At 67.1% G+C, this 20,793-nt stretch carries 17 protein-coding genes; 10 read left to right on the top strand and 7 right to left on the bottom strand.

Annotated features, from left to right (window positions below; all coding sequences use genetic code 11):
- Window positions 1-6: 6 nt before the first annotated feature.
- A complete protein-coding gene (locus tag AC3IR9_RS16585) occupies window positions 7-822 on the bottom strand; it encodes a S1/P1 nuclease (RefSeq protein ID WP_489292071.1) in 816 nt (271 codons plus the stop codon).
- A gap of 96 nt (window positions 823-918) precedes the next feature.
- Between AC3IR9_RS16585 and AC3IR9_RS16580 the strand changes: the two genes are divergently transcribed.
- Entirely contained in the window at window positions 919-1,629 is a 711-nt protein-coding gene (locus tag AC3IR9_RS16580) for an aspartate/glutamate racemase family protein (protein ID WP_489295870.1), read from the top strand.
- 347 nt (window positions 1,630-1,976) lie between these two features.
- On the opposite strand, the gene AC3IR9_RS16575 is transcribed toward AC3IR9_RS16580, so the two are convergent.
- Window positions 1,977-2,606: an OmpW/AlkL family protein gene (locus AC3IR9_RS16575; RefSeq protein ID WP_489292070.1), complete on the bottom strand. Its 630-nt coding sequence runs from the start codon at window positions 2,604-2,606 to the stop codon at window positions 1,977-1,979.
- A gap of 200 nt (window positions 2,607-2,806) precedes the next feature.
- Here AC3IR9_RS16575 and gap point away from each other — a divergent pair, with 200 nt between their 5' ends.
- The 7 genes from gap (at window position 2,807) to AC3IR9_RS16540 (ending at window position 13,185) form a co-directional block, all read left to right on the top strand.
- Window positions 2,807-3,811: a type I glyceraldehyde-3-phosphate dehydrogenase gene (gene gap / locus AC3IR9_RS16570; RefSeq protein WP_489292068.1), complete on the top strand. Its 1,005-nt coding sequence runs from the start codon at window positions 2,807-2,809 to the stop codon at window positions 3,809-3,811.
- 160 nt (window positions 3,812-3,971) lie between these two features.
- Window positions 3,972-6,635: a DUF2339 domain-containing protein gene (locus tag AC3IR9_RS16565; protein WP_489292067.1), complete on the top strand. Its 2,664-nt coding sequence runs from the start codon at window positions 3,972-3,974 to the stop codon at window positions 6,633-6,635.
- Window positions 6,632-7,999, top strand: a complete 1,368-nt coding sequence (locus AC3IR9_RS16560) for a DUF3999 domain-containing protein (RefSeq protein WP_489292065.1) — start codon at window positions 6,632-6,634, stop codon at window positions 7,997-7,999. Before AC3IR9_RS16565 ends, AC3IR9_RS16560 begins: the two co-directional genes overlap by 4 nt.
- Window positions 8,000-8,387: 388 nt before the next feature.
- Window positions 8,388-9,563, top strand: coding sequence for a phosphoglycerate kinase (locus AC3IR9_RS16555; protein WP_489292063.1), 1,176 nt, complete (start codon window positions 8,388-8,390; stop codon window positions 9,561-9,563).
- 40 nt (window positions 9,564-9,603) lie between these two features.
- Window positions 9,604-10,254, top strand: coding sequence for an HAD hydrolase-like protein (locus AC3IR9_RS16550; protein ID WP_489292062.1), 651 nt, complete (start codon window positions 9,604-9,606; stop codon window positions 10,252-10,254).
- A 214-nt stretch (window positions 10,255-10,468) separates the two neighbouring features.
- The gene (pyk, locus tag AC3IR9_RS16545; protein ID WP_489292060.1) at window positions 10,469-11,935 is read left to right on the top strand and encodes a pyruvate kinase; all 1,467 of its coding nucleotides are present in this window, start codon (window positions 10,469-10,471) and stop codon (window positions 11,933-11,935) included.
- 245 nt (window positions 11,936-12,180) lie between these two features.
- Complete coding sequence (locus tag AC3IR9_RS16540) at window positions 12,181-13,185, top strand: class I fructose-bisphosphate aldolase (RefSeq protein WP_489292058.1); 1,005 nt, start codon at window positions 12,181-12,183, stop codon at window positions 13,183-13,185.
- Window positions 13,186-13,250: 65 nt separating this feature from the next.
- On the opposite strand, the gene AC3IR9_RS16535 is transcribed toward AC3IR9_RS16540, so the two are convergent.
- Both AC3IR9_RS16535 and AC3IR9_RS16530 read right to left on the bottom strand, forming a co-directional pair.
- Window positions 13,251-13,835: a DNA breaking-rejoining protein gene (locus AC3IR9_RS16535; protein ID WP_489295868.1), complete on the bottom strand. Its 585-nt coding sequence runs from the start codon at window positions 13,833-13,835 to the stop codon at window positions 13,251-13,253.
- Entirely contained in the window at window positions 13,835-15,613 is a 1,779-nt protein-coding gene (locus AC3IR9_RS16530) for a S8 family serine peptidase (protein WP_489292056.1), read from the bottom strand. The genes AC3IR9_RS16535 and AC3IR9_RS16530 overlap by 1 nt, the downstream gene beginning before the upstream one ends.
- Before the next feature lie 226 nt (window positions 15,614-15,839).
- On the opposite strand from AC3IR9_RS16530, the gene AC3IR9_RS16525 reads away from it, so the two are divergent.
- On the top strand, window positions 15,840-17,144 hold the full coding sequence (locus AC3IR9_RS16525; protein ID WP_489292055.1) for a M1 family metallopeptidase: 1,305 nt from the start codon (window positions 15,840-15,842) through the stop codon (window positions 17,142-17,144).
- 46 nt (window positions 17,145-17,190) lie between these two features.
- On the opposite strand, the gene AC3IR9_RS16520 is transcribed toward AC3IR9_RS16525, so the two are convergent.
- On the bottom strand, window positions 17,191-17,871 hold the full coding sequence (locus AC3IR9_RS16520; protein WP_489292053.1) for a hypothetical protein: 681 nt from the start codon (window positions 17,869-17,871) through the stop codon (window positions 17,191-17,193).
- Window positions 17,872-18,159: 288 nt separating this feature from the next.
- On the opposite strand from AC3IR9_RS16520, the gene AC3IR9_RS16515 reads away from it, so the two are divergent.
- Entirely contained in the window at window positions 18,160-18,798 is a 639-nt protein-coding gene (locus AC3IR9_RS16515; protein WP_489292051.1) for a hypothetical protein, read from the top strand.
- Between the two features lie 63 nt (window positions 18,799-18,861).
- Here AC3IR9_RS16515 and AC3IR9_RS16510 read toward each other — a convergent pair whose 3' ends face one another.
- Together AC3IR9_RS16510 and cysK are read right to left on the bottom strand one after the other, a co-directional pair.
- On the bottom strand, window positions 18,862-19,458 hold the full coding sequence (locus AC3IR9_RS16510) for an O-acetyl-ADP-ribose deacetylase (RefSeq protein ID WP_489292049.1): 597 nt from the start codon (window positions 19,456-19,458) through the stop codon (window positions 18,862-18,864).
- Window positions 19,459-19,702: 244 nt separating this feature from the next.
- Window positions 19,703-20,662 carry a cysteine synthase A gene (gene cysK, locus AC3IR9_RS16505; RefSeq protein WP_489292048.1) on the bottom strand — a complete coding sequence of 320 codons (960 nt, stop codon included), beginning with the start codon at window positions 20,660-20,662 and terminating at the stop codon, window positions 19,703-19,705.
- Window positions 20,663-20,793 lie beyond the last annotated feature (131 nt).

Genomic DNA, 20,793 nt, shown 5'->3' with positions numbered 1-20,793 from the left:
GTGGCCTCAGCGGTTGCCCAGCGTCGCGTTGAGCAGCAGCGCCAGGCGTTCGCCGGCCACGCGCAGCGCTCTTTCCGCGATCGGGCGGTAGGTCGCGGTGTACTCGGCCGACAGCGTACGCCCGGCCGGGTAAACGCCAGGTGCAATGGCGATGCGGCAGCTGGCTTCGGCCCATTGCACCGCGTCGGTGTTGATGCTGGAGCGCTTGCCGAGCTTGGGCGCAGGCAGCGCCATCAGGCGTTTGAGGTACTGGTCGTCGTCAAGCTTGAGCTCGTTGAGCATGCCGCTGTCCCAGAGCGAGTGCAGGTTGGTACCGCGATTGTTGAACTGCACCTGGAAATCGTTGCCGCCCTTGTCGTTGCCATAGCCAGCGTGCATGGGCTGGTGGATGTCACCGGCAAAATGCACGACGAACTTCAGCGCCTGCGCACGTTCGGCGTCGGACTTGCTGCGGTCGCCGAGGACGGCGGTCTGCGCCTTCAGCGCTTCGACGATGCAGTTGCCCCCGGGGCAGTGTTTCGGCGCCTGGTAGTGGCAGTCATCCTCGCCGATGTTGACGTAGTGCCAGCGCGCCGAGCGCTTGCCCAGCCCGGGGTCCTTGGCGCGCAGCTGGTCGGCCCAGGGCGCGATGGCGTGCAGGGTGGGGTCGGGCTCGCTGGCCAGCAGGCGGTCCACTTCGGCCTGGGTCTGCGGCGTCAGCCGGGTTTCGGCGACGCGGGCGACCAGCCGGTGGCCTTGGGCGCCCCAGGCCAGGGCATCGGTGGAGACGAGGGTGAGGGCCAGTGCGAGGGCGGTGGCCGGCATCAAGGAGACGATCTTCATCGGCTGCATTCTAGCGGCCCGTCCGCAGGGCGACTTGCCCGGATCTGGCTGGCGGCCGACGGCAGGGGTAGGCTGGCTGCTCGGATGGGAACGGGAGTGGCGGCGGTGCAGAAGGTTCTGGGGTTGATCGGCGGGATGAGCTGGGAGAGTTCGGCGCATTACTACCGGATGATCAACGAGCAGGTGCGCGATGCGCTGGGTGGGATGCATTCGGCGCGGGTGCTGTTGTGGTCGTTCGATTTTGCCGACATCGAGGCATTGCAGCGGGCGGGCGACTGGGAGGCGGCGACGCAGGCGATGGTCGAGGTGGCACGGCGCCTTGAGGCGGGCGGTGCGACGGCGATCGTGATCTGCACCAATACGATGCATCTGATGGCCGATGCGGTGCAGGCGGCCATTGGCGTGCCGCTGCTGCATATCGCCGACCCGGTCGGGGAGCTGGTCAAGGCCTCGGGCCTGACCCGGGTCGGGCTGCTGGGTACGGCGTTCACCATGGAACAGGACTTCTACCGGGTGCGTCTGGCGCAGCGGCACGGGCTGGAGGTGCGGGTGCCCGAGGCGGACGATCGCGCGGCGGTGCACCGGATCATCTACGAAGAACTGGTGCAGGGACGGGTGCTGGCGGACTCGCGCGAGGTCTATCGCGGGGTGATGCAGTGGCTGGTGGACCGGGGCGCGCAGGGCATCATCCTGGGCTGCACCGAAATCATGCTGCTGGTCGGCGCGGACGATGCATCGGTGCCGTTGTTCGATACCGCCGCCTTGCATGCACAGGCCGCCGCGCAGCATCTCCTGCACGGGCCGTAGAGCCGACCGTTGGTCGGCTGCTCCAAATGGCATAACAGGAAGAAGTTTTTTGCCCATGCGGGCCGTAAGCCGAGCCGCTTGGCGGCCGGTAGGCCCTTGTGCAAATGTCCCCCGGCCGACGCCTGCGGCGACGGCCTCCTCCTTTATTTTGCCAAGGGCCTACCGGCCGCCAAGCGGCCCGGACGCTCGCGCCATAGCCAAGCAAAGACACCCCAGCAAGCTGCTGTCGCCCTATGGGTGAACCTCTCCCCTCACAGGAGAGAAGAACCAAAAAAAAATCCCCGGCCGAAGCCGGGGAAAACGCTTTGCTGCGAGGGGTGTTGCTCTATTGAGTCCTGATCGTCCGATCAGAACTTGAACACGTACGACACGCCGTAAGCGAGCGGGTCGATGTTGACGGTACCGATCTTCTCGCCATTGAGCTTGACCTTGCTGTCGATGTCGATCCAGCGCACATCAACGCGCAGGGAACCCTTGTCGTTGATCGCGAAGTCCAGGCCTGCATGCGCGGCCAGGCCCCAGGAATCGGCCATCTTCAGTTTGCTGCCGGCCAGCGCGCCACCGGTCTCTTCGCTGAAGAACGTGGTGTAGTTGATGCCTGCGCCAACGAACGGGGAGACCTTGCCCTTGCTGTTGAAGTGGTACTGCAGCGACACCACCGGCGGCAGGTGCTTGGTGCTGCCCACGCGGCCCAGGCCGTCGATGTTGATGTCGTGCTTGAAGGGCAGTGCCGCGAGGATCTCGATGCCCAGGTTGTCGGCGATGAAGTACTCACCGGTGATGGTCGGCTTGATGTCGTTGTCGACATCCACCTTCAGCGTGCCGCCGGACAGCGAACCGTTGTTGGATTTCGGGGCCACCTGGTGCACACCGGCACCGACGGTCCAGTCGCCCTTGGACTGGGCCATGGCCGGGGCCGCGGTGAGGGCCAGGGCAGCGGCCAGGCTGGACAGCAGGAGGGGGGCGGTCTTGCGCATGAGGGATTCTCGTTGCGGGGTGGAATGGCGCCAGTTTTCCCTGCCATGCCTGTTCGCGCCTTGATCCGGATCAATCCACCCAATCCGGTCTGGAACCGTTTACCCATGCCCCGGCGCGGACCGGGGCCGGTCCACCCCTGCTAGAATGAGCGCCCCTTTCCATCGGCGCCGCACCGTCGCGGCTGCAGGAGCTTGTGAACATGGCAATCAAGGTTGGCATCAACGGTTTCGGTCGCATCGGTCGCAATGTCCTGCGCTCGGCCGTGCTGAATTTCGGCAATGACATCGAAATCGTCGCCATCAACGATCTGCTCGAGCCCGATTACCTGGCCTACATGCTGAAGTACGACTCCGTGCACGGTCGCTTCAAGGCCGATGTCGAGGTGTCCGGCAGCGACCTGCTGGTCAACAGCAAGAAGATCCGCCTGACCCAGGAACGCGACCCGGCCAACCTCAAGTGGGACGAAGTGGGCGTGGACGTGGTGATCGAGTCGACCGGCCTGTTCCTGACCAAGGACACCGCGCAGAAGCATATCGACGCCGGTGCCAAGAAGGTGATCCTGTCGGCCCCGTCCAAGGACGACACCCCGATGTTCGTGTTCGGCGTGAATGACAAGACCTACGCCGGCCAGGCGATCGTCTCCAACGCCTCGTGCACCACCAACTGCCTGGCCCCGCTGGCCAAGGTGATCAATGACAAGTGGGGCATCAAGCGCGGCCTGATGACCACCGTGCATGCGGCCACCGCCACCCAGAAGACCGTCGATGGCCCGTCCAACAAGGACTGGCGCGGCGGCCGCGGCATCCTGGAAAACATCATTCCGTCCTCCACTGGCGCTGCCAAGGCCGTGGGCGTAGTGATTCCGGAACTGAACAAGAAGCTGACCGGCATGAGCTTCCGCGTGCCGACCTCGGACGTGTCGGTGGTCGACCTGACCGTCGAGCTGGAAAAGGAAGCCACCTACGCCGAGATCTGCGCCGAAGTGAAGGCACAGAGCGAAGGCGCGCTGAAGGGCATCCTGGGCTACACCGAAGACAAGGTGGTGGCCACCGATTTCCGCGGTGAAACCCACACCTCGGTGTTCGACGCCGACGCCGGTATCGCGCTGGACAGCACCTTCGTCAAGCTGGTGTCCTGGTACGACAACGAGTGGGGCTATTCCAACAAGTGCCTGGAAATGGTCAAGGTAGTCGCCGCCAAGTAAGCGCGCACGCACCCTGCGCTACCCCGCGAACCCCGGCCCCGTGCCGGGGTTCGTCGTTTCCGGTACCCCGCCACCGCCGCCGATCCATTAGCATGGCCGCGTGCCACCGGCATGGCCTGGGCAGAAGGCCGCCGGGGCTCCCCCTTGAGGATGGCGTGGAATGGAAGCTCTGATTGCCTTGGTCGTGGTGGTGCTGTTGCTGGTCCCGGTGCTGCTGATCGTGGCGCTGGTCATGATCGCCGGGCTGCGCCGACGCGTGGCGGCACTGGAACTGCAGCGATACGAAGCGGCGGCACCCGGGGCGGCGGACACGACGCAGGCCCCGGCGCCCGCGGCGCGGTCCATGCACTGGGCTGACGCGCCCTACCAGGCTCCCGTTGCGGCCGCTGCCACCGCTGCCGACCCCGGCGCGGCTGCCCCGGTGCCTGCCAGGGTTGCCGCCGCGGTGCCGGCGGCCAGCCAGACCCAGCTGCCACCGCCACTGCCGCCCGCACCGCCACCGCCCCCCTCGGGCCCGGGCCCGGGCGAGCGCCTGGTCGGTGCGATCAAACATTGGTTCACCGATGGCAACGTGCCGGTCAAGATCGGCATGCTGGTATTGCTGGCCGGTGTGGCGGCGCTGCTCAAGTACGCCAGCGACCAGGGCTGGTTGAACGCACCGATCGAACTGCGGCTGGCCGCCATTGCCGCGGGCGCGTTGGCCGGGCTGGTGTTCGGCTGGGTGCAGCGCGATCGCCGCCGGATGTTCGCCCTGGCGCTGCAGGGTGGCGCGATCGGCATCCTGTTGTTGACCGTCTTCGCCGCGTTCAAGCGCTACGATCTGATCGACGCGCTGCCGGCATTTGCCATCAGCGTGCTGCTGATCGCCGGCATGGGCGTGCTGGCGGTGGTGCAGAACTCGCGCACGCTGGCGGTGCTGGGCATCCTGGCCGGGTTCATGGCGCCGCTCTGGCTGTCCACCGGCAGCGGCAACCATGTCGCCTTGTTCTCGTATTACGCCGTGCTCAATGCGGCCATTCTCGCCATCGCCTGGTGGCGCCCGTGGCGCGCGCTCAACCTGTTGGGCTTTGCCTTCACCTTCGGCATCGGTACCGCCTGGGGCGTGCTGCAGTACAACGCCGACAAGTTCAGCAGCACCGAGCCGTTCCTGCTGCTGTTCTTCGCCTTCTACCTGTTGATCCCGATCCTGTACGCGCGCCGCCAGCCGGCGGAGAAGCGTGACCTGGTCGATGGCAGCCTGGTGTTCGGCACGCCGCTGATCGCCTTCTCGTTGCAGGCCGGCATGCTGCATGACGACCGGCTGCTGCTGGCGCTGTGCGCGGTGGCGCTGGCGGCGGTGTATGCGCTGCTGGGTTGGGCGCTGATCCGTCGCGAGCGTTATGCCGCGCTGGGCCAGTCCCACGCGGTGCTGGCGGTCGGTTTTGCCACCCTGGCGGTACCGTTGGCGCTGTCGGCCCGTGCCACCGCCAGCGTGTTCGCGCTGGAGGGGGCCGCGCTGGCGTGGCTGGGCCTGCGCCAGAAGCGCTGGCTGCCGCAGGTCGCCGGCGCGCTGCTGCAGCTGGGGGCGGCCTTCGGCTTCGTGGTAGGCGCCGATTACTGGCACCAGGATGCCACCGCCATTGCCAATCCGACGTTCATGAGCGGGCTGTTGCTGGCCGTGGCCGGGTTCGCCTCGGCGTACAGCTATCGCCGTGCGCGCCAGGATGCACCGGCCATCGTTTATTACCTGTGGGGCCTGCTGTGGTGGCTGGGGGGCATGGCCCATGAGGTCAGCCGCTTCATCGCGCGCGACAGCCGCCCCGACGCACTGCTGATCGGCGTGGCCGTCACTGCCTGGATGGCAGCCGAAGTGCATCGCCGTGCGCCGGCCCGCGCGCTGGGGCTGACCACGCTGGCGATGCTGTTGGCCGCGTTCCCGCTGGCACTGTGGCAGGCCGACGTGCACCAGCAGCCGTTCGCCGGCTACGGCGCGCTGGCCTGGGCGGTGTTCGCCGCGCTGGGCGTGCGCAGCCTGTGGTGCCTGCGCGGTGGCCAGGGCAAGGCGGCGCTGGCGGCGCAGTTCAGCTGGTGGCTGCTGTGGCCCACCGTGGTGTCGCTGGCCTGCATGTGGCTGGCCGACCGTTTCGCCCTTGCCCAGGGCTGGGCGGTGGCGCTGGCGTTGCTGCCATGGTTGCTGGTCACCGCGACCGCGTTGTTGCGCTGGTCGTGGCTGACCCTGCCGTTGGGCGCGCGTTTCGATGGGCTGCGCACGGCCCTGACCGCCACCGTGTTCGCGGTGCTCGGGATCAGCGCGCTGTGCCTGCTGGTGCAGCCCGGTTCGGCCACGCCGCTGCCGTGGCTGCCGCTGCTCAATCCGATGGAGCTGGCCCAGTTGGCGGTGATGGCATTGCTGGCGCGCTGGCTGTGGTCGGCACAGGCGCCCGATGGCCCGCGCGGCCTGCGGGTGCCGCTGCTGGCCGTTGCCGGCTTCCTGCTGTTGACCAGTACGACGCTGCATACCGTGCACCACTGGGGCGGGATACCGTGGAATGGCGCGCTGTGGTCCTCGACCCTGGCCCAGACCAGCCTGACCGTGGTCTGGAGCGTGCTCGGGGTGATCAGCTGGGTGTGGGGCTCGCGTCGCGGCCAACGCACCTTGTGGCTGGTGGGCGCGGTGCTGATGGGTGTGGTGCTGGCCAAGCTGGTGCTGATCGACCGCCAGCACCTGGGCAATCTGCTGGGCATTTCTTCCTTCATCGCCTACGGCCTGCTGTGCACGGTCGTGGGCTACCTGGCGCCGGCACCGCCGCGCGCGCCGGACACCACCGTGGAGCAACCCTCGTGAACACCCTGCCTACCTTGATCGTGGCGCTGTCGCTGGTCGCGTTGCCTTCGCTTGCCGCCGCTGCCGATGCGCGCCAGGACTATCGCCAGCAATGGCCGCTGCAGGTGTCGCAGGACAACGCAGGCGCCTACCGGGTGATGCTCGACGAGGCGGTCTACCGCAGCGCGGTGTCGCCGCGTCTGGCCGATGTGCAGGTGTTCAATGCGCAGGGCCAGGCATTGCCGGCCACCCTGCTGGCGGCGGATCAGCCGCTTGCGCGCGCCGCGCACTGGCAGGACCTGGCCTGGTTCCCGCTGCCGGCGCTGGCCGGTGCGGCAGCCGATGACCTGCAACTGCTGACCGAACGCAATACCGACGGCAGCGTGCGCCGGGTCGAGGCACGCTTGGGACGCAGCGGCGCTGCGACCCCGCAGGCGGCGGGCTGGCTGGTGGATGCCAGCGCGCTGAAGGTGGGCGTGCTGGCGCTGCGGCTGGACTGGCAGACCCAATCGGCGCTGCAGGCGCGGGTGCGCGTGGAGGCCAGTGACGACCTGCGCCAGTGGCAGCGCATCGCCGACGACGTGCCGCTGGTGGACCTGCAGCACGACGGGCGGCGGTTGCAGCAGCGGCGTATCGACATCGGGCGCCAGGCCCGCTATTTCCGCATCCTGCCGGTGGGCGAGGATGCGTTGCCGGTCCTGTCGGGCGTGCAGGCCGAGCTGGTGCCGGCAGCGCAGTCGATCGACTGGCCGTGGCAGTCGCTGGGGGGGCATGCGGGCAAGCCGGGCGAATTCGAGTACGCGCTGGAAGGGCGCTTCCCGATTGCCCAGGCCGACATCACCACCACCGACAACAGCGTGGTGCAGTGGACCCTGCTCAGTCGCGACGACGCCGGCCAGCCGTGGCAGGTCCGCGCCGGGCCGTGGGTGGCCTATCAGCTGCAGGATGCCGCGCAGAGCCGTCGCTCGCAGACACAGGCGTTGCCGGTGCCCACCCGCGACCGCTACTGGAAGCTGGTGGCCGCGCAGGCACAGCCCAGCGTGGCACCGACCTTGAAGCTGGGGTACCAGCCGGAGGCCCTGGTGTTCCTGAGCCAGGGCGAGCCTCCTTACAGCGTCGCTGCGGGCAGCGTGCGGGCCGCACGTACCGATGCGCCGGTGGGCACGGTGATCGCGCAGCTGCGCGAGCAGCAGGGCGCGCAATGGCAGCCCGCGCTGGCCACGCTGCAGGGCCCGGCGCAGGTGCTGGGCGGCGACGCGGCAGTGGCCGCCCAACGCGACTGGAAGCGCTGGCTGTTGTGGGGGCTGCTGGTGCTGGGCGTGCTGATCGTGGGTGGGTTTGCGCTGAGCGTGCTGCGGCAGAAGCCTGGGGATGCGGGTGGTTGATCGTTGTTTGGTCGCTGAAGGCAAGAGCAGCGCCTAGCGGGCCACCTGCGGACGGTTCATCGCGTTGGCGGTGGGGAGAAGGGCTGCCGGGCAGAGCCCGGCATTACGCATGTGCTTTGCCATGCGGACCGACCCACTGTCGAGTGTGGGGGCCTGTGGGTTCACGGGACCCTGAGCCGCATGGATGCGGCGACGGAGCTTACATGGACGTACTTGCAGCGTGTCCCGTGAACCCACAGGCCCCCGCACAGCGCAGGAGCATCGGCCGTAGAGCTTTGGCTCCCGCTTTGGCATTTGCCCGCGCATTTGCGATGCACCCGCGCAGCCGGGACAATGGGTGTCTGCGCCATGCGTGGCGCCCTTTCCTTTTTCAGCCAAAGAGTTGCCCATGTCCATCGTTCGCATGACCGACCTCGATCTCTCCGGCAAGCGCGTGCTGATCCGCCAGGACCTCAACGTGCCGATCGAGAATGGCCGCATCACCTCCGAGCAGCGCATCAGCGCATCGCTGCCGACGCTGAAGCTGGCCTTGGAGAAGGGCGCGGCGGTCATGGTCACCTCGCACCTGGGCCGTCCCACCGAAGGCGTCTGGAGCGAGGCCGAATCGCTGGCACCGGTCGCGCTGCGCCTGTCGCAGCTGCTGGGTGTCGAGGTGCCGCTGGTGCGCGACTGGGTCGACGGTGTCGAGGTGGCCCCGGGGTCGATCGTCCTGCTGGAAAACTGCCGCATGAACATCGGTGAAGGCAAGGACGACCAAACCCTGTCGAAGAAATATGCCGCGCTGTGCGATGTCTTCGTCATGGACGCCTTCGGCACCGCGCATCGCGCCCAGGCCTCCACCCACGGCGTGATCCGCTTTGCCCCGGTCGCCGCTGGCGGCCCGCTGCTGATGGCCGAACTGGATGCGCTGGCCAAGGCGCTGCTGGCACCGGCGCCGCCGCTGCTGGCGATCGTGGCCGGCAGCAAGGTCAGCACCAAGCTGGAACTGCTGTCCAGCCTGGTCGGCAAGGTCGACCAGCTGATCGTCGGCGGTGGCATCGCCAACACCTTCATCGCCGCCGCCGGGTACCCGGTCGGCAAGTCGCTGTGCGAACCGGACCTGCTGGATACCGCCAGGAAGATCGTCGCTGACGCCAAGGCGCGGGGTGCCGACATCCCGCTGCCAACCGACGTGGTGGTGGCCAAACAGTTCCTCCCCGATGCCGAAGCGACCGTCAAAGCGCTCGCCGAGGTGGCCGACGATGACCTGATCCTGGACATCGGCCCGGACACCGCGCAGCACTACGCCGGGCTGATCGCCAAGGCCGGCACCGTGGTCTGGAACGGCCCGGTCGGCGTCTTCGAGTTCGAGGCCTTCAGCCACGGCACCCAGGCACTGGCCCAGGCCATCGCCCGCTCGCCGGCGTTCTCCATCGCCGGGGGCGGCGATACGCTGGCGGCCGTGGACAAGTACGACATCGCCGACCAGGTCAGCTACATCTCCACCGGCGGCGGCGCGTTCCTGGAATTCCTGGAAGGCAAGACCCTGCCGGCAGTCGCCGCACTCGAGGCGCGCGGCGCGTGATGGGCCGCGCACGGATCTGCGGAGACGCCAGGTGACGAGCATGCCCCTGGAGCCGCGCGACACGCTGTTCTTCGACCTCGACGGCACGCTGATCGATTCGGCGGTGGGCATCACCCAGTGTGTGGCGCACGCGTTTACCCGGATGGGCCAGCCGGTGCCGCCGCAGGAGGTACTGCGGCGCTGGATCGGCCCCTCGCTGCGCAGCAGTTTTGCGCCGTTGTTTGACGACCCGGCGCAGGTGGAGCAGGCGGTGGCCTACTACCGCGAGCGCTTCGATGTGGTCGGCTGGCGCGAGCACGAGGTGTATCCCCGCATCGGCCAGGTGGTGCAGGCGCTGCACGCGCGCGGCCATCGCCTGGCGATCGTCACCGCCAAGAACGAGCCGCATGCGCGCCGCATCATCGATCACCTGCCGTTTGGCGCGTGCTTCGAGGACGTGATTGGCGCGACCCTCGACGGCAGCCGCAGCGACAAGCCGCAGCTGGTGGCCGAGGCATTACGGCGGTTGTCGCAGCTGCCCACGCAGTGCTGGATGATTGGGGACCGACGCATGGATATCGAAGGCGCGCGCCACCATGGCCTGCGCAATATCGGCGTGTTGTGGGGTTTTGGGGGCGCCGAAGAGCTGCAGGCAGCCGGTGCGCAGCACCTGGCCGCCTCCCCGGATGCGCTGTTGTCGCTGATCGATTGACGGCCGGCGGCGGGGTTCCGTACCCCGCCGCATGTCCAGCGCAGAGTCAATGGGGCCAAGCATTACCGGCAAACCGGCGTGAGCCACTGTCCGTCCGGTCATCGCACGCTGTCTGCAGGACATCGCGCAGAGGCAGCTGCCCCAAGGCTGTAAACGTATTCATGGGAAGTGACGGGTGTGCTAATTTTGCTCCTTTAACGGGAGCCCATTCACCATGATCGAGCGTCAGCGTCGCACCAAGATCCTTGCCACCCTCGGACCGGCAACCGACCCGCCGGGCGTGCTGGAGGATCTGTTCCGCGCCGGCGTGAACGTGGTCCGCCTCAACTTCAGCCACGGCGATCCGTCCGGGCAGGCCAAGCGTGCCGCCGACGTACGTGCCGCCGCGCAGCGGGTGGGCGTGGAAGTGGGCATCCTGGCCGACCTGCCTGGCCCGAAGATCCGCATCGAGCGTTTCACCGAAGGCAAGATCAAGCTCAAGGCCGGTGACCGCTTCGACCTGGTGGCCTCGGCCAACCCGCCGCCGGGCGACACCACCCAGGTCGGTGTGAGCTACCTGGGCCTGCCGCAGGACGTGGTGGCCGGTGACGTGCTGCTGCTCGACGATGGCCTGATGCAGTTGCAGGTCATTGAAGTGGCTGGCGAGCGCATCATCAACACCGTGCTCAACGACGGCGTGCTGTCCGACCGCAAGGGCTTGAACAAGCAGGGCGGTGGCCTCTCGCTGGGCGCGCTGACCGAGCGCGACAAAGAGCTGATCGGCATCGTGGCCAAGATCGGCGTGGACTTCATCGCCGTCTCGTTCTGCCGCAACGCGCAGGACATGAACGACGCCCGCGCGATCGCCGAATCGCACGGCTGCTATGCCGCGCTGGTGTCCAAGATCGAGCGCACCGAAGCCATCGAGAACCTGGAAGAAATCGTCGACGCCAGCGACGTGGTGATGGTGGCGCGCGGCGACCTCGGCGTGGAAATCGGCGATGCCGAGCTGCCGGGCCTGCAGAAGAAAATCATCAAGGCCTCGCTGGCGCAGAACAAGGTGGTGATCACCGCCACCCAGATGCTGCAGTCGATGGTCGAAAGCCCGATCCCGACCCGCGCCGAAGTGCTGGACGTGGCCAACTCGGTCATCGACGGTACCGATGCGGTGATGCTGTCGGCCGAAACCGCGGCCGGCATGTACCCGGTCAAGGCGGTCGAAGCGATGGCGCGCATCTGCCTGGGGGCCGAGCGCCAGTTCCAGACCGAAACCGATTTCGGCGCCTCGCCGCGCAACCTGGAACGTGCCGACCAGGCCATCGCGATGGCTACCATGTTCCTGTCCCAGCATGTGGGCGTGCGCGCGATCGTGGCGATGACCGAATCCGGCGGCACCGCGCGCTACCTGTCGCGTTTCCGTGCCTCCGCGCCGGTGTTCGCGGTGACCCGCCATGACGGCGCGCGCCGGCAGATGGCGCTGATGCGCGATGTGTTCCCGATCAACTTCGACAGCCGCGGTTTCACCCCGCGTGAAGCCGCACGCGGCAGCATCCGCCTGCTGGTCGAAGCCAACCAGCTGCAGGCCGGCGACCGCGTGGTGTTCACCAGCGGCGAGCACATGGAAACCCATGGCGCCACCAACACCCTGCGCCTGCTGGAAGTGGGTGACGATGGCCGCGCCAGCGGCTTGGGCGAGCTGTAAGGGCACGCGTCATCGCATACGCGCTGTCGCCCCACGGTTTGCGCTGCAAACCGTGGGGCCCTTCTTACCAGCGCCCAGACCCCCGCCGCTTCGCGGCTGCCCCCTGACTCAGGGGGCTTCTCGCCAGACACATCCGGTCGCGTGGCCGGTTTGTGGTTGGAATCGTTTCCAGATCGCGTGTACAGCCAGTTCACGGGGGCGGCCCGCTATAATTGCGTTTTTCCCGCACCCGCCACAGGAAATACATGAGCATCGAACAGCTGGCTGAAACCGCCCAGGCCATGGTCGCCCCGGGCAAGGGCATCATCGCGATCGACGAATCCACCGGCACCATCGGCAAGCGCTTCGCCAGCGTCGGCCTGGAGAATACCGAGGAGAACCGTCGCGCCTACCGCGAGATGCTGCTCACCACGCCGAAGCTGAACGAGCATATCTCCGGCGCGATCCTGTACGACGAAACCATCCGTCAGTCGACCAAGGACGGCGTGCCGTTCGCCAAGTACCTGGCCGCCCAGGGCATCATTCCGGGCATCAAGGTCGACAAGGGCGCCCATGCGCTGGCCGGCTGCCCGGGCGAGATGGTCACCGAAGGTCTCGATGGCCTGCGTGAACGCCTGCAGGAGTACTACAAGCTGGGTGCGCGCTTTGCCAAGTGGCGTGCGGTGATCAACATCGGCGAAAGCATCCCGTCGGGCACCTGCATCGAGTCCAACGCGCATGCGCTGGCCCGTTACGCCGCGCTGTGCCAGGAATGCGGCCTGGTGCCGATGGTCGAGCCGGAAGTGATCATGGACGGCGACCACGACATCGAGACCTGCTACGAAGTCACCGAAGCCACCCTGCGTTCGCTGTTCGACGCGCTGTACCAGCAGAACGTGCTGCTGGAAGGCACCATCCTGAAGGCCTCGATGGTCATCTCCGGCAAGGGCTGCGAAGAGCAGGCCAACGTCGAGGAAGTGGCTGAATCGACCGTCATGTGCCTCAAGAGCACCGTGCCGGCGATCCTGCCGGGCATCGTGTTCCTGTCCGGTGGCCAGAGCGACGAACAGTCCACCGCGCACCTGGACGCGATGAACCAGATGGGTCACCTGCCGTGGCCGCTGAGCTTCTCCTACGGCCGCGCCATGCAGCAGGCCGCACTGAAGCTGTGGGCCAAGGACATCAAGGCCAACGTGGCCAAGGCGCAGCAGACCGTGTACGACCGCGCCAAGGAAAACGGCCTGGCCGCACAGGGCAAGTGGAACGGCTGATACCTGCCTGACCACGCACCAGGAAAAACGCCGGCCCAGTGCCGGCGTTTTCTTTTTTCACTCCCTTACTTTTTTTCTTCCCACTGCACCAGGTCCGGCTCGGCCGCACGAATCCCGGCGGTCGACAACAGCGACGTGGTCGCATCCAGCGCCGCATTCACCGACGGGTACTCCACGGTGGCCCGGCCGGACGCCTTGGACAGCGTCACCACGGTGCCGCCGGTCGCCTTTGCCGCGCGTTGTGCGGCGGCCGCATCGGTGAAGAACACCGTCACCCGTGAAGTGGCCACCACCGGCGCACCATCGGTGGAGACCGCCGCGGCGAACTTGGCGGCCCCGGCATCGGCTCCGCCGGCGCTGCCATCCACCGAACGCTTGCTGCGCGCGCCCGGGGCCGCGGTCGTGGTCGTTGCCGCCGGCGCGATCCGGAACTGACCGCCGCCTACGGCCTGCACGCTGGCCGACGGCGCCAGCTGGAAGCGCGTGCCACCCACATCGAACGCACGGCCGGTGGCCGCCTGCTTGAGTTGCTGCGCATCCACGGTCGACAGGCTCCGGGCGGGGGGCGTCTGGCCGGCGCTCTGCGCCCCGACGGGGAAGGAAATCGCCGCGAAGGCGAGGGTGCTCAACAGAATGGTCGTCTTCATTATCAATGTCCCAGGACGCGGAGGGTGAAGGATTCAAGGCTGCCGCGCGATGCGGCGCTGGCTGCTTGTCCCATGTCGGTCACTTCCAGGGTCCAGGTGCCGGTACCAGCCTCATCCAGGAAGGCATTGCTGGACAGCAGGTCCCAGCTGGTGAAGTTGTTCTGGATGGCAACCGAGGCGGCGTTCAGGCCCGAACCGATGGCGGTGAAGGCAGGTTGCACCACGCTGCGCGTGCCCGCCGGTGAGACCAGCACGAACTGCAGCTGGCGGGTGTTGCTGTGGTTCACCCGCAGGCCCAGCTGTACCGACTCGATGGCACCGGCACCGCCGGCCACCTGGACGGTCAGGCGTGCCGCCGCCGCTGCGGTGTTGCCGATCGCCACCCGGCGCGTGGTGGTGCGCCGGCCGCTGTCCAGCAGCGGGCCCAGCGGCTGGAAGGTCTCGGCCACCTGCACCGCGCGCGCCGCGTTCACCACGCCGAAGCCATACCAGTTGCTGTAGGCGCGGCCGGCGGCATTCACCGTCCAGCCCGGCACCAGCGTGCGCCCGTCGGCCAGCGTCACCGCCGGCTGGTTGGGATGGTTGCGGGTGGCGGTGGTGGCCAGGATGTACTTCACGTCGCGGAAGCCCAGGCGCGGGTTGGCTTCCAGCACCAGCGCGGCGACGCCGGACACCATCGGCGCCGAGGCCGACGTGCCGTTCATCTTTGCGGTGTAGTTGCAGGTGCTGTCGATGATGGACAGGTTGCTGTCCAGCGTGTTCTGCCGGTTGGTGTTTTTGTTGCTGCCCTGCGCGCAGCCGGTGACATCGGTGGTGACGATGGCTGGATCGTAGGCGCGGGCCACCAGGCCCGGCGCGTACTGTTGTTGCAGGCCGTATTCGCCACCGAACGCCGATACCCACAGGGCCGAACCGGTGGAGGAGTATGACGAGCGCACGCCATCGGCACGGACGGCGCCCACGGTGATCACATTGAACAGGTTGTTGCGCGGGTCGCGTCCGGCCGGCACGCAGCCGGTGTTGCGGTTCTTGGTATCGGCGCTGCAGATGTCCCGGTTCGGGCCGATCGTGCCGTTGTTGAAGTTGTTGCCTGCCGACTTCACATAGATGCCGCCACGCCCACCACGCGTGCCGGACATCGCCTGCTCGTACGCGGTGACGGTGTTCTGGCTGAAGGCCAGCGGCAGGTTCGGATTGCCCGGGCCTGCGCCCCAGCTGTTGTTGAAGACCTGCACGTCGGCCGATTCAGCGCCGTCCCACCACGAGTACTCGATGTTGCTCTGCTGGTTGCCCTGCGCATCGGAGGCAAGCACGTTGAAGCCCTTCAACGTGGCCGCCGGGGCCACGCCGCGCACGCCGAGATTGTTCGCCCCCACCGCACCGGCAATGCCGCCCACCATCGTGCCGTGGTTGTCCGCATCCGGATTGGACGGGGAGGGGTTGTTGGACTGGTTGGCGAAGTTCCTGCCCGCGATCGCCGCCACGTTGGCGGCCAGGTCAGGGTGGGCAATCTGCAGGCCATCGTCGACGATGCCGATGATCACGCCCTGGCCCCGGATACCGTTGCGGAACAGCCCATCCACGTTGAGATCGTTGCCGGCCACCGGCAGCGTATCGGCCGGCACTGCCTGCCCGGTGTTGAGCAGGTGCCACTGCCGGCCTGCCAGCGGATCGGTCTGCTGGGCGTGGGCCGTGGCTGCCAGGCTGCCCAGGACCAGGGCAGTGGCCAGGACCCGGCGCACGGGGCGGAGGGGCGCGCGGTGATGCATGTGTCGCTTCATACATAATCCCTTTGTTGTGAATCGGCAGGTGCAGGACGGCGGACGGAGTGCCCCGCCGTAATGAGCCAAACGCGGCACAACGCGGAACCCCCTACCTCCCGATGAGGCCGTGATGCAGAACTGCGGAGTACGTCACAAACAGTCATGCTTAGCGGCTATAACGACGCCGTTTTGCGATCCAAGGCGCCGGCTCCGAAACGCGAGCAGGCAGTGCCCGTGCTCGCTGATGCTGCTGCCACTACTGCTGCTGTCGAGCGCGTCACTGGCGCAGGCGGCATCGCCGCGCGGCATTGATGTGCTGCACTACGCGGTGGCGCTGGAACCGGATATCGGCGCAAAACACCTGCGCGGGCAGCAGACGATCACATTCAAGGCCACGCAACCGGCGGTGTCGTCCATTGCCCTGGACACCGGAGCGCTGGAAGTGTCATCGGTAGTGCAGGGGAGACGCGCGCTGCCGTTCGAGCAGCGCGAGGGTCAGTTGCATATCCGCCTGCCGCGACCGATGCGCGAAGGCAGCCGCGGCACATTGCAGATCGCCTACCAGGGCTCACCCGCGTTCGGCCTGGAATTCGCGCCGGCGCGCGAGGAGGTCTACACCGTCTTCTCGACCCGCCAGTGGATGCCATCGGTGGATGCCCCGGATGAGCGCGCGACGCTGGACCTTGCGGTGACCTTGCCGGCGGGGCTGCACGCCGCCGGCACCGGTCGCGCGCTGCCGTTGCAGACCCTGGCTGATGGACGGGTACGGCACCGCTGGCGGCTGGAAACGCCGATGCCCGGTTACCTCTATGGATTCGCGACAGGGCGATACCAGCAGGCCACCGCCCGGCACGGTTCCATCCGCTTGCGCTTCCTGTCGGTGGAGCGCTCCCCCGATGCACTGCGCCGCCTGTTTGCCACCACCGGCGACATGCTCGACTTCTTCGCCGCGCGCGCCGGGTTGCCCTATCGCGGCGACTACCAGCAGGTACTGGTCGCGCGCACCATCGGCCAGGAACTTGCCGGCGTGTCGCTGCTGTCCGAGGACTACGGCCGGGAGGTACTGGAGGATCCCAGCCAGACCGCATTGATGGCGCACGAAGCGGCGCACCAGTGGTGGGGTAACCGGGTGACCTGCACCAGCTGGGAGCACTTCTGGCTCAACGAAGGCATGGCCAACTTCATGACCGCCGCCTACCTGCAGCAGGCCCAGGGCGAAGCCGCCTACCAGGCGCAGGTGCAGGGCTGGCGCACGCGCCTGGACGCATTGCGCGCCAAGGGCGCCGATCATGCGTTGGTCTATGCGGACTGGAATTCCCCCACGGCCGATGACCGGGCCGTGGTCTACCGCAAGGGTGCCTACGTGCTGCACCTGTTGCGCGGCGAGCTGGGTGAGGAGGTGTTCTGGCGGGGCCTGCGCGATTACACCCGGGCCCATGACGGCCGCTCGGTGGTCACCGCCGATTTCCAGCATGCGATGGAAGCGGCCGCAGGACGCTCGCTGCAACCGTTCTTCCAGGAATGGGTTTACAGCGCAGGACCTGGCTAGGGGCACCTCATGGGGGCTGCACGTTGTCAGCGCAGCCCCATCAACGTCACGGCAGCGCCGGGCCCTGGATGTCATTGATGCTGGCATCGGACGAAAAGATGAAGCGGTGCTCGATACCACCGTTCTTTCCGGCAATCGTCACATCGATCATCGAATAGGCGGGGGTAGCCCCGGTTGGCGACAACGTCCGCCGCCATTGCGCGAACTGCGCTTCGTCGGCGCGGTCGTCGGTGGAGATCGAGCCTGCACACAGGCTCAGCCCGCAACTGAAATGCTGCAACGACAGCGCGGTGTTTCCCTGCAACGCAGTCTCCAGCTTGCGGGTATACAGCTCGGTCAGTTCTGCCGCGTCCGGATCACGGATCGATTGCCGTGCGATCAGGCTCACGTAGTGATCAAAATCCTCGCCCTTCAGCGCGAGCATGGCCTGCTCGAAGGAGAGCGCCGAACCCTGCACCATGGCAGATTCGACATCCAGGTAGGGCGAGGCGATGGCAGGGCCGCGCATCGACGGCGACGCATTCCATGCTGCCGTCGCGGCATCATCGGCGCCGTCGTGCGATTTCAACGATGCTGCGGGGGCATCTCTTCCCGAGAGGGTCGTCGCCGTTACGCTGTCCGAGCGCGGGGCCACATTGCCGAAAAGCGCCTGCGGCCATCCGAACCAGGCGCCGGTGGCTGCCAGTGCTGCCAAGGTGCCAACCAACAGCGTGCGTCCCTTGCCCATGCCATTCCCCGTGTTGGCGCTTGCGCATCCACGCCGGATGTTGTGGTTCAACCGAAACAATATAAGGACCGCACAGATTGAAGTAGAACGCAGTTCTCGTTTTGGTTTGCGCGATGCGCAGTAGGCTTCGCCGAGGCGCGTGTCTGGAGCGTTTTCCAGTAGCGGCAAGCGCGCTCACCCACGGCCGTGGGCGCTGTAGGCAAGTGGGCGTGATGCGTCCACGTGAGGCCCGGAATGCCGGCCGTCTTTGTCTCATCTGAAGGGAATTTTTCACCACAGGAGTAGTAAATGATGAAGCGTCAACGGTTTTCCGGTGTTGTTGCCCTGCTTGTTTGCGGATGTCTGTTTGCGGGGGCGGCGTGCGCTGCCACGCAGACCATCACGGCGAGCGCGCGCAACGGTGGCTCCACCTCGGGCAATGCGATTGCCCCCTCGGCTTCGCGGATCACCTGTACGCAGGCATCCGGGGGCACGGCCGGGACTACCCCGCGCTGCAATGTGCAGGCTCCAGGCTGGAACGGCGTCGTTGAAGTGGGTAAATCCATTGGCACGACGGGTGCTGGCAACGTGGTGCTCAACTGCAGCGGCAGTTACCCCGCCACCGGCGGCTTGAGCTGCACGGCGGAGATTGACGATACGGTGTGCACGGCCGTGCAGACTATTTCCGGATCGGCGAGTAACGGCAGCTCGTTCCGGGGATTGGCCGCAGTCAAGGCCAATGCCACCATCCAATGCGTCTCGGCATCGGGTGGCACTACCGGCACAACCTGTGGCATCCAGTCCCCGGGCGCCAATGCGTCGATGACCCCAGGCCAGATCATCGCGTCAACCGGCCCCGGCACGGTCTCGCTTTCCTGCGGCGGTCAGTATCCCGCTGCGGGCGGCGGCTTGAGCTGTACCGCCAAGGTCACCCAAGTCTGCCCCTGATCGACGCCGGATGAAAAATGCCGGCGTAATGCCGGCATTTTGCATGCATCACGCCCCTCCGCATCAATGCGCAGCGGCCCACCCTGCATCGTCCAGTGGCGGTGCCGTTGGCGCACGTGTGTCCTCGGCGCTCTGTCCTGCCGCTGTCAGCGCCTGCAGGTAGGCCTTGGCCGTGGCCGTGTTGAATGCCACCAGCACGATCCGCTTGGGTTGCGCGTGGCTGCGCTGCCAGGCCAGTGTCTCGGTCACGGCCACCTGCGCGGCCTGGTACAGCGGATAGCCGTAAACGCCACAGCTGATCGCGGGGAACGCGATGGACTGCAGGCCCAGTGATTCGGCCAGCTGCAGCGATTTCCAGTAGCAGTTGGCCAGCAGCGCCGGCTCGTCGCGCTGGCCGTCCTGCCAGACCGGGCCGACGGTATGGAATACATGGCGCGCGGGGAGGTTGTAGGCGCCGGTGGCGCGTACCTCGCCGGTGGTGCAGCGGACCCCCGGGCGGATCTCCGGCAGGGCCTGGCATTCGGCCAGCAGGCGCGGTCCGCCCGCGCGATGGATCGCGGCATCCACACCGCCCCCGCCCAGCAGGGATTCGTTGGCCGCATTGACGATCGCATCCACCGCCAGGGTTGTGATGTCGCCCTGCCACACTTCGATCTTCATGCGTACCGCTCCTTCTGATTCCGGGTCCATGCAACGGAATGACACTGTCGTCCTGCACGATAACCGGCAGGACATCCACGCTACGTCATCGTCGTCTCAGGCCGTGCGACCCGGTATGCACCGACCTGCGCTGACACGATGCGGGGCGGCGGCTTCACCGTAGATGAAGCGGATGGCGGTACCTGAATACGAAGACGCCCACCATGGGGTGGGCGTCGACCGCATGCAGGAGATAACGGGCGGATCAGGGCAGACCGGCCAGCCAGTCGTCGTCGGAGCCTTCGTTGATGTCGGCAAACAGCGGGGTGGAGAAGTAGCGTTCGCCGGTGTCGGGCAGCATCGCCAGGATCACGCTGCCTTTCTCGGCGCGTGCGGCGATGTCCAGCGCACTGGCCACCGTGGCGCCGGCCGAGATGCCGACGAAAATGCCTTCCTCGGCGGCCAGCCGACGCGAGGTCTCGATCGCACGGGCATCGTCGATGCTCAGCAGTTCATCGTAGACGCCGCGGTTGAGTACTTCCGGCACGAAGTCGGGGGTCCAGCCCTGGATCTTGTGCGGCTTCCAGTCATCACCTTTGAGCAGGGCGGCGCCGGCCGGCTCGGTGGCCACGATGCGGGTGTCCGGGCGCGCCACCTTGAGTACCTCGCCGACCCCGGTCAGGGTGCCGCCGGTGCCCCAGCCGGTCACGAAGTAGTCCAGCCGCCGGCCGGCGAAGTCGCGCAGGATCTCCGGCGCGGTGGTGTTGCGGTGGTAGGCCGGGTTGGCCGGGTTGGCGAACTGGCTGGCCAGGAACCAGCCGTGTTCGTCGGCCAGCTCCTTGGCCCGGCGGACCATGCCCGAGCCGCGCTCGGCGGCCGGGGTCAGGATGACCTTGGCGCCGTAGGCGCGCATCAGCTTGCGGCGCTCGATGGAGAAGGTCTCCACCATGGTCGCCACGAAGTTGTAGCCCCGCGCTGCGGCCACCATGGCCAGCGCCACCCCGGTATTGCCGGACGTGGCTTCCACGATCGTGTCGCCGGGCTTGAGTACGCCGCGGGCCTCGGCATCCAGGATGATCGCCAGCGCCAGCCGGTCCTTGACCGAGCCGCCGGGGTTGAACGATTCGACCTTGGCGTAGACGGTGACATGGTCGGGGGCGATGCGGTTCAGGCGCACGACCGGGGTGTTGCCGATGGTGTCCAGGATCGAGTTGTACAGGGCCATGGGATGCTCCAGGGAAGGCAGTTTTCCGCGCCCGGCGCGGCTCCGGCAGAACGTAGCCCCGGTATATGCCCCCGGGAAATGACCTGATACCCTTCTTAAACAACATTTGGTTATAAGCTGGTGACGGCAAT

It is taken from the genome of Stenotrophomonas sp. GL_101 (assembly GCF_057835675.1).
Note: the sequence above shows the minus strand (reverse complement) of the source record. Positions and strands in the feature narration are given on the sequence as shown.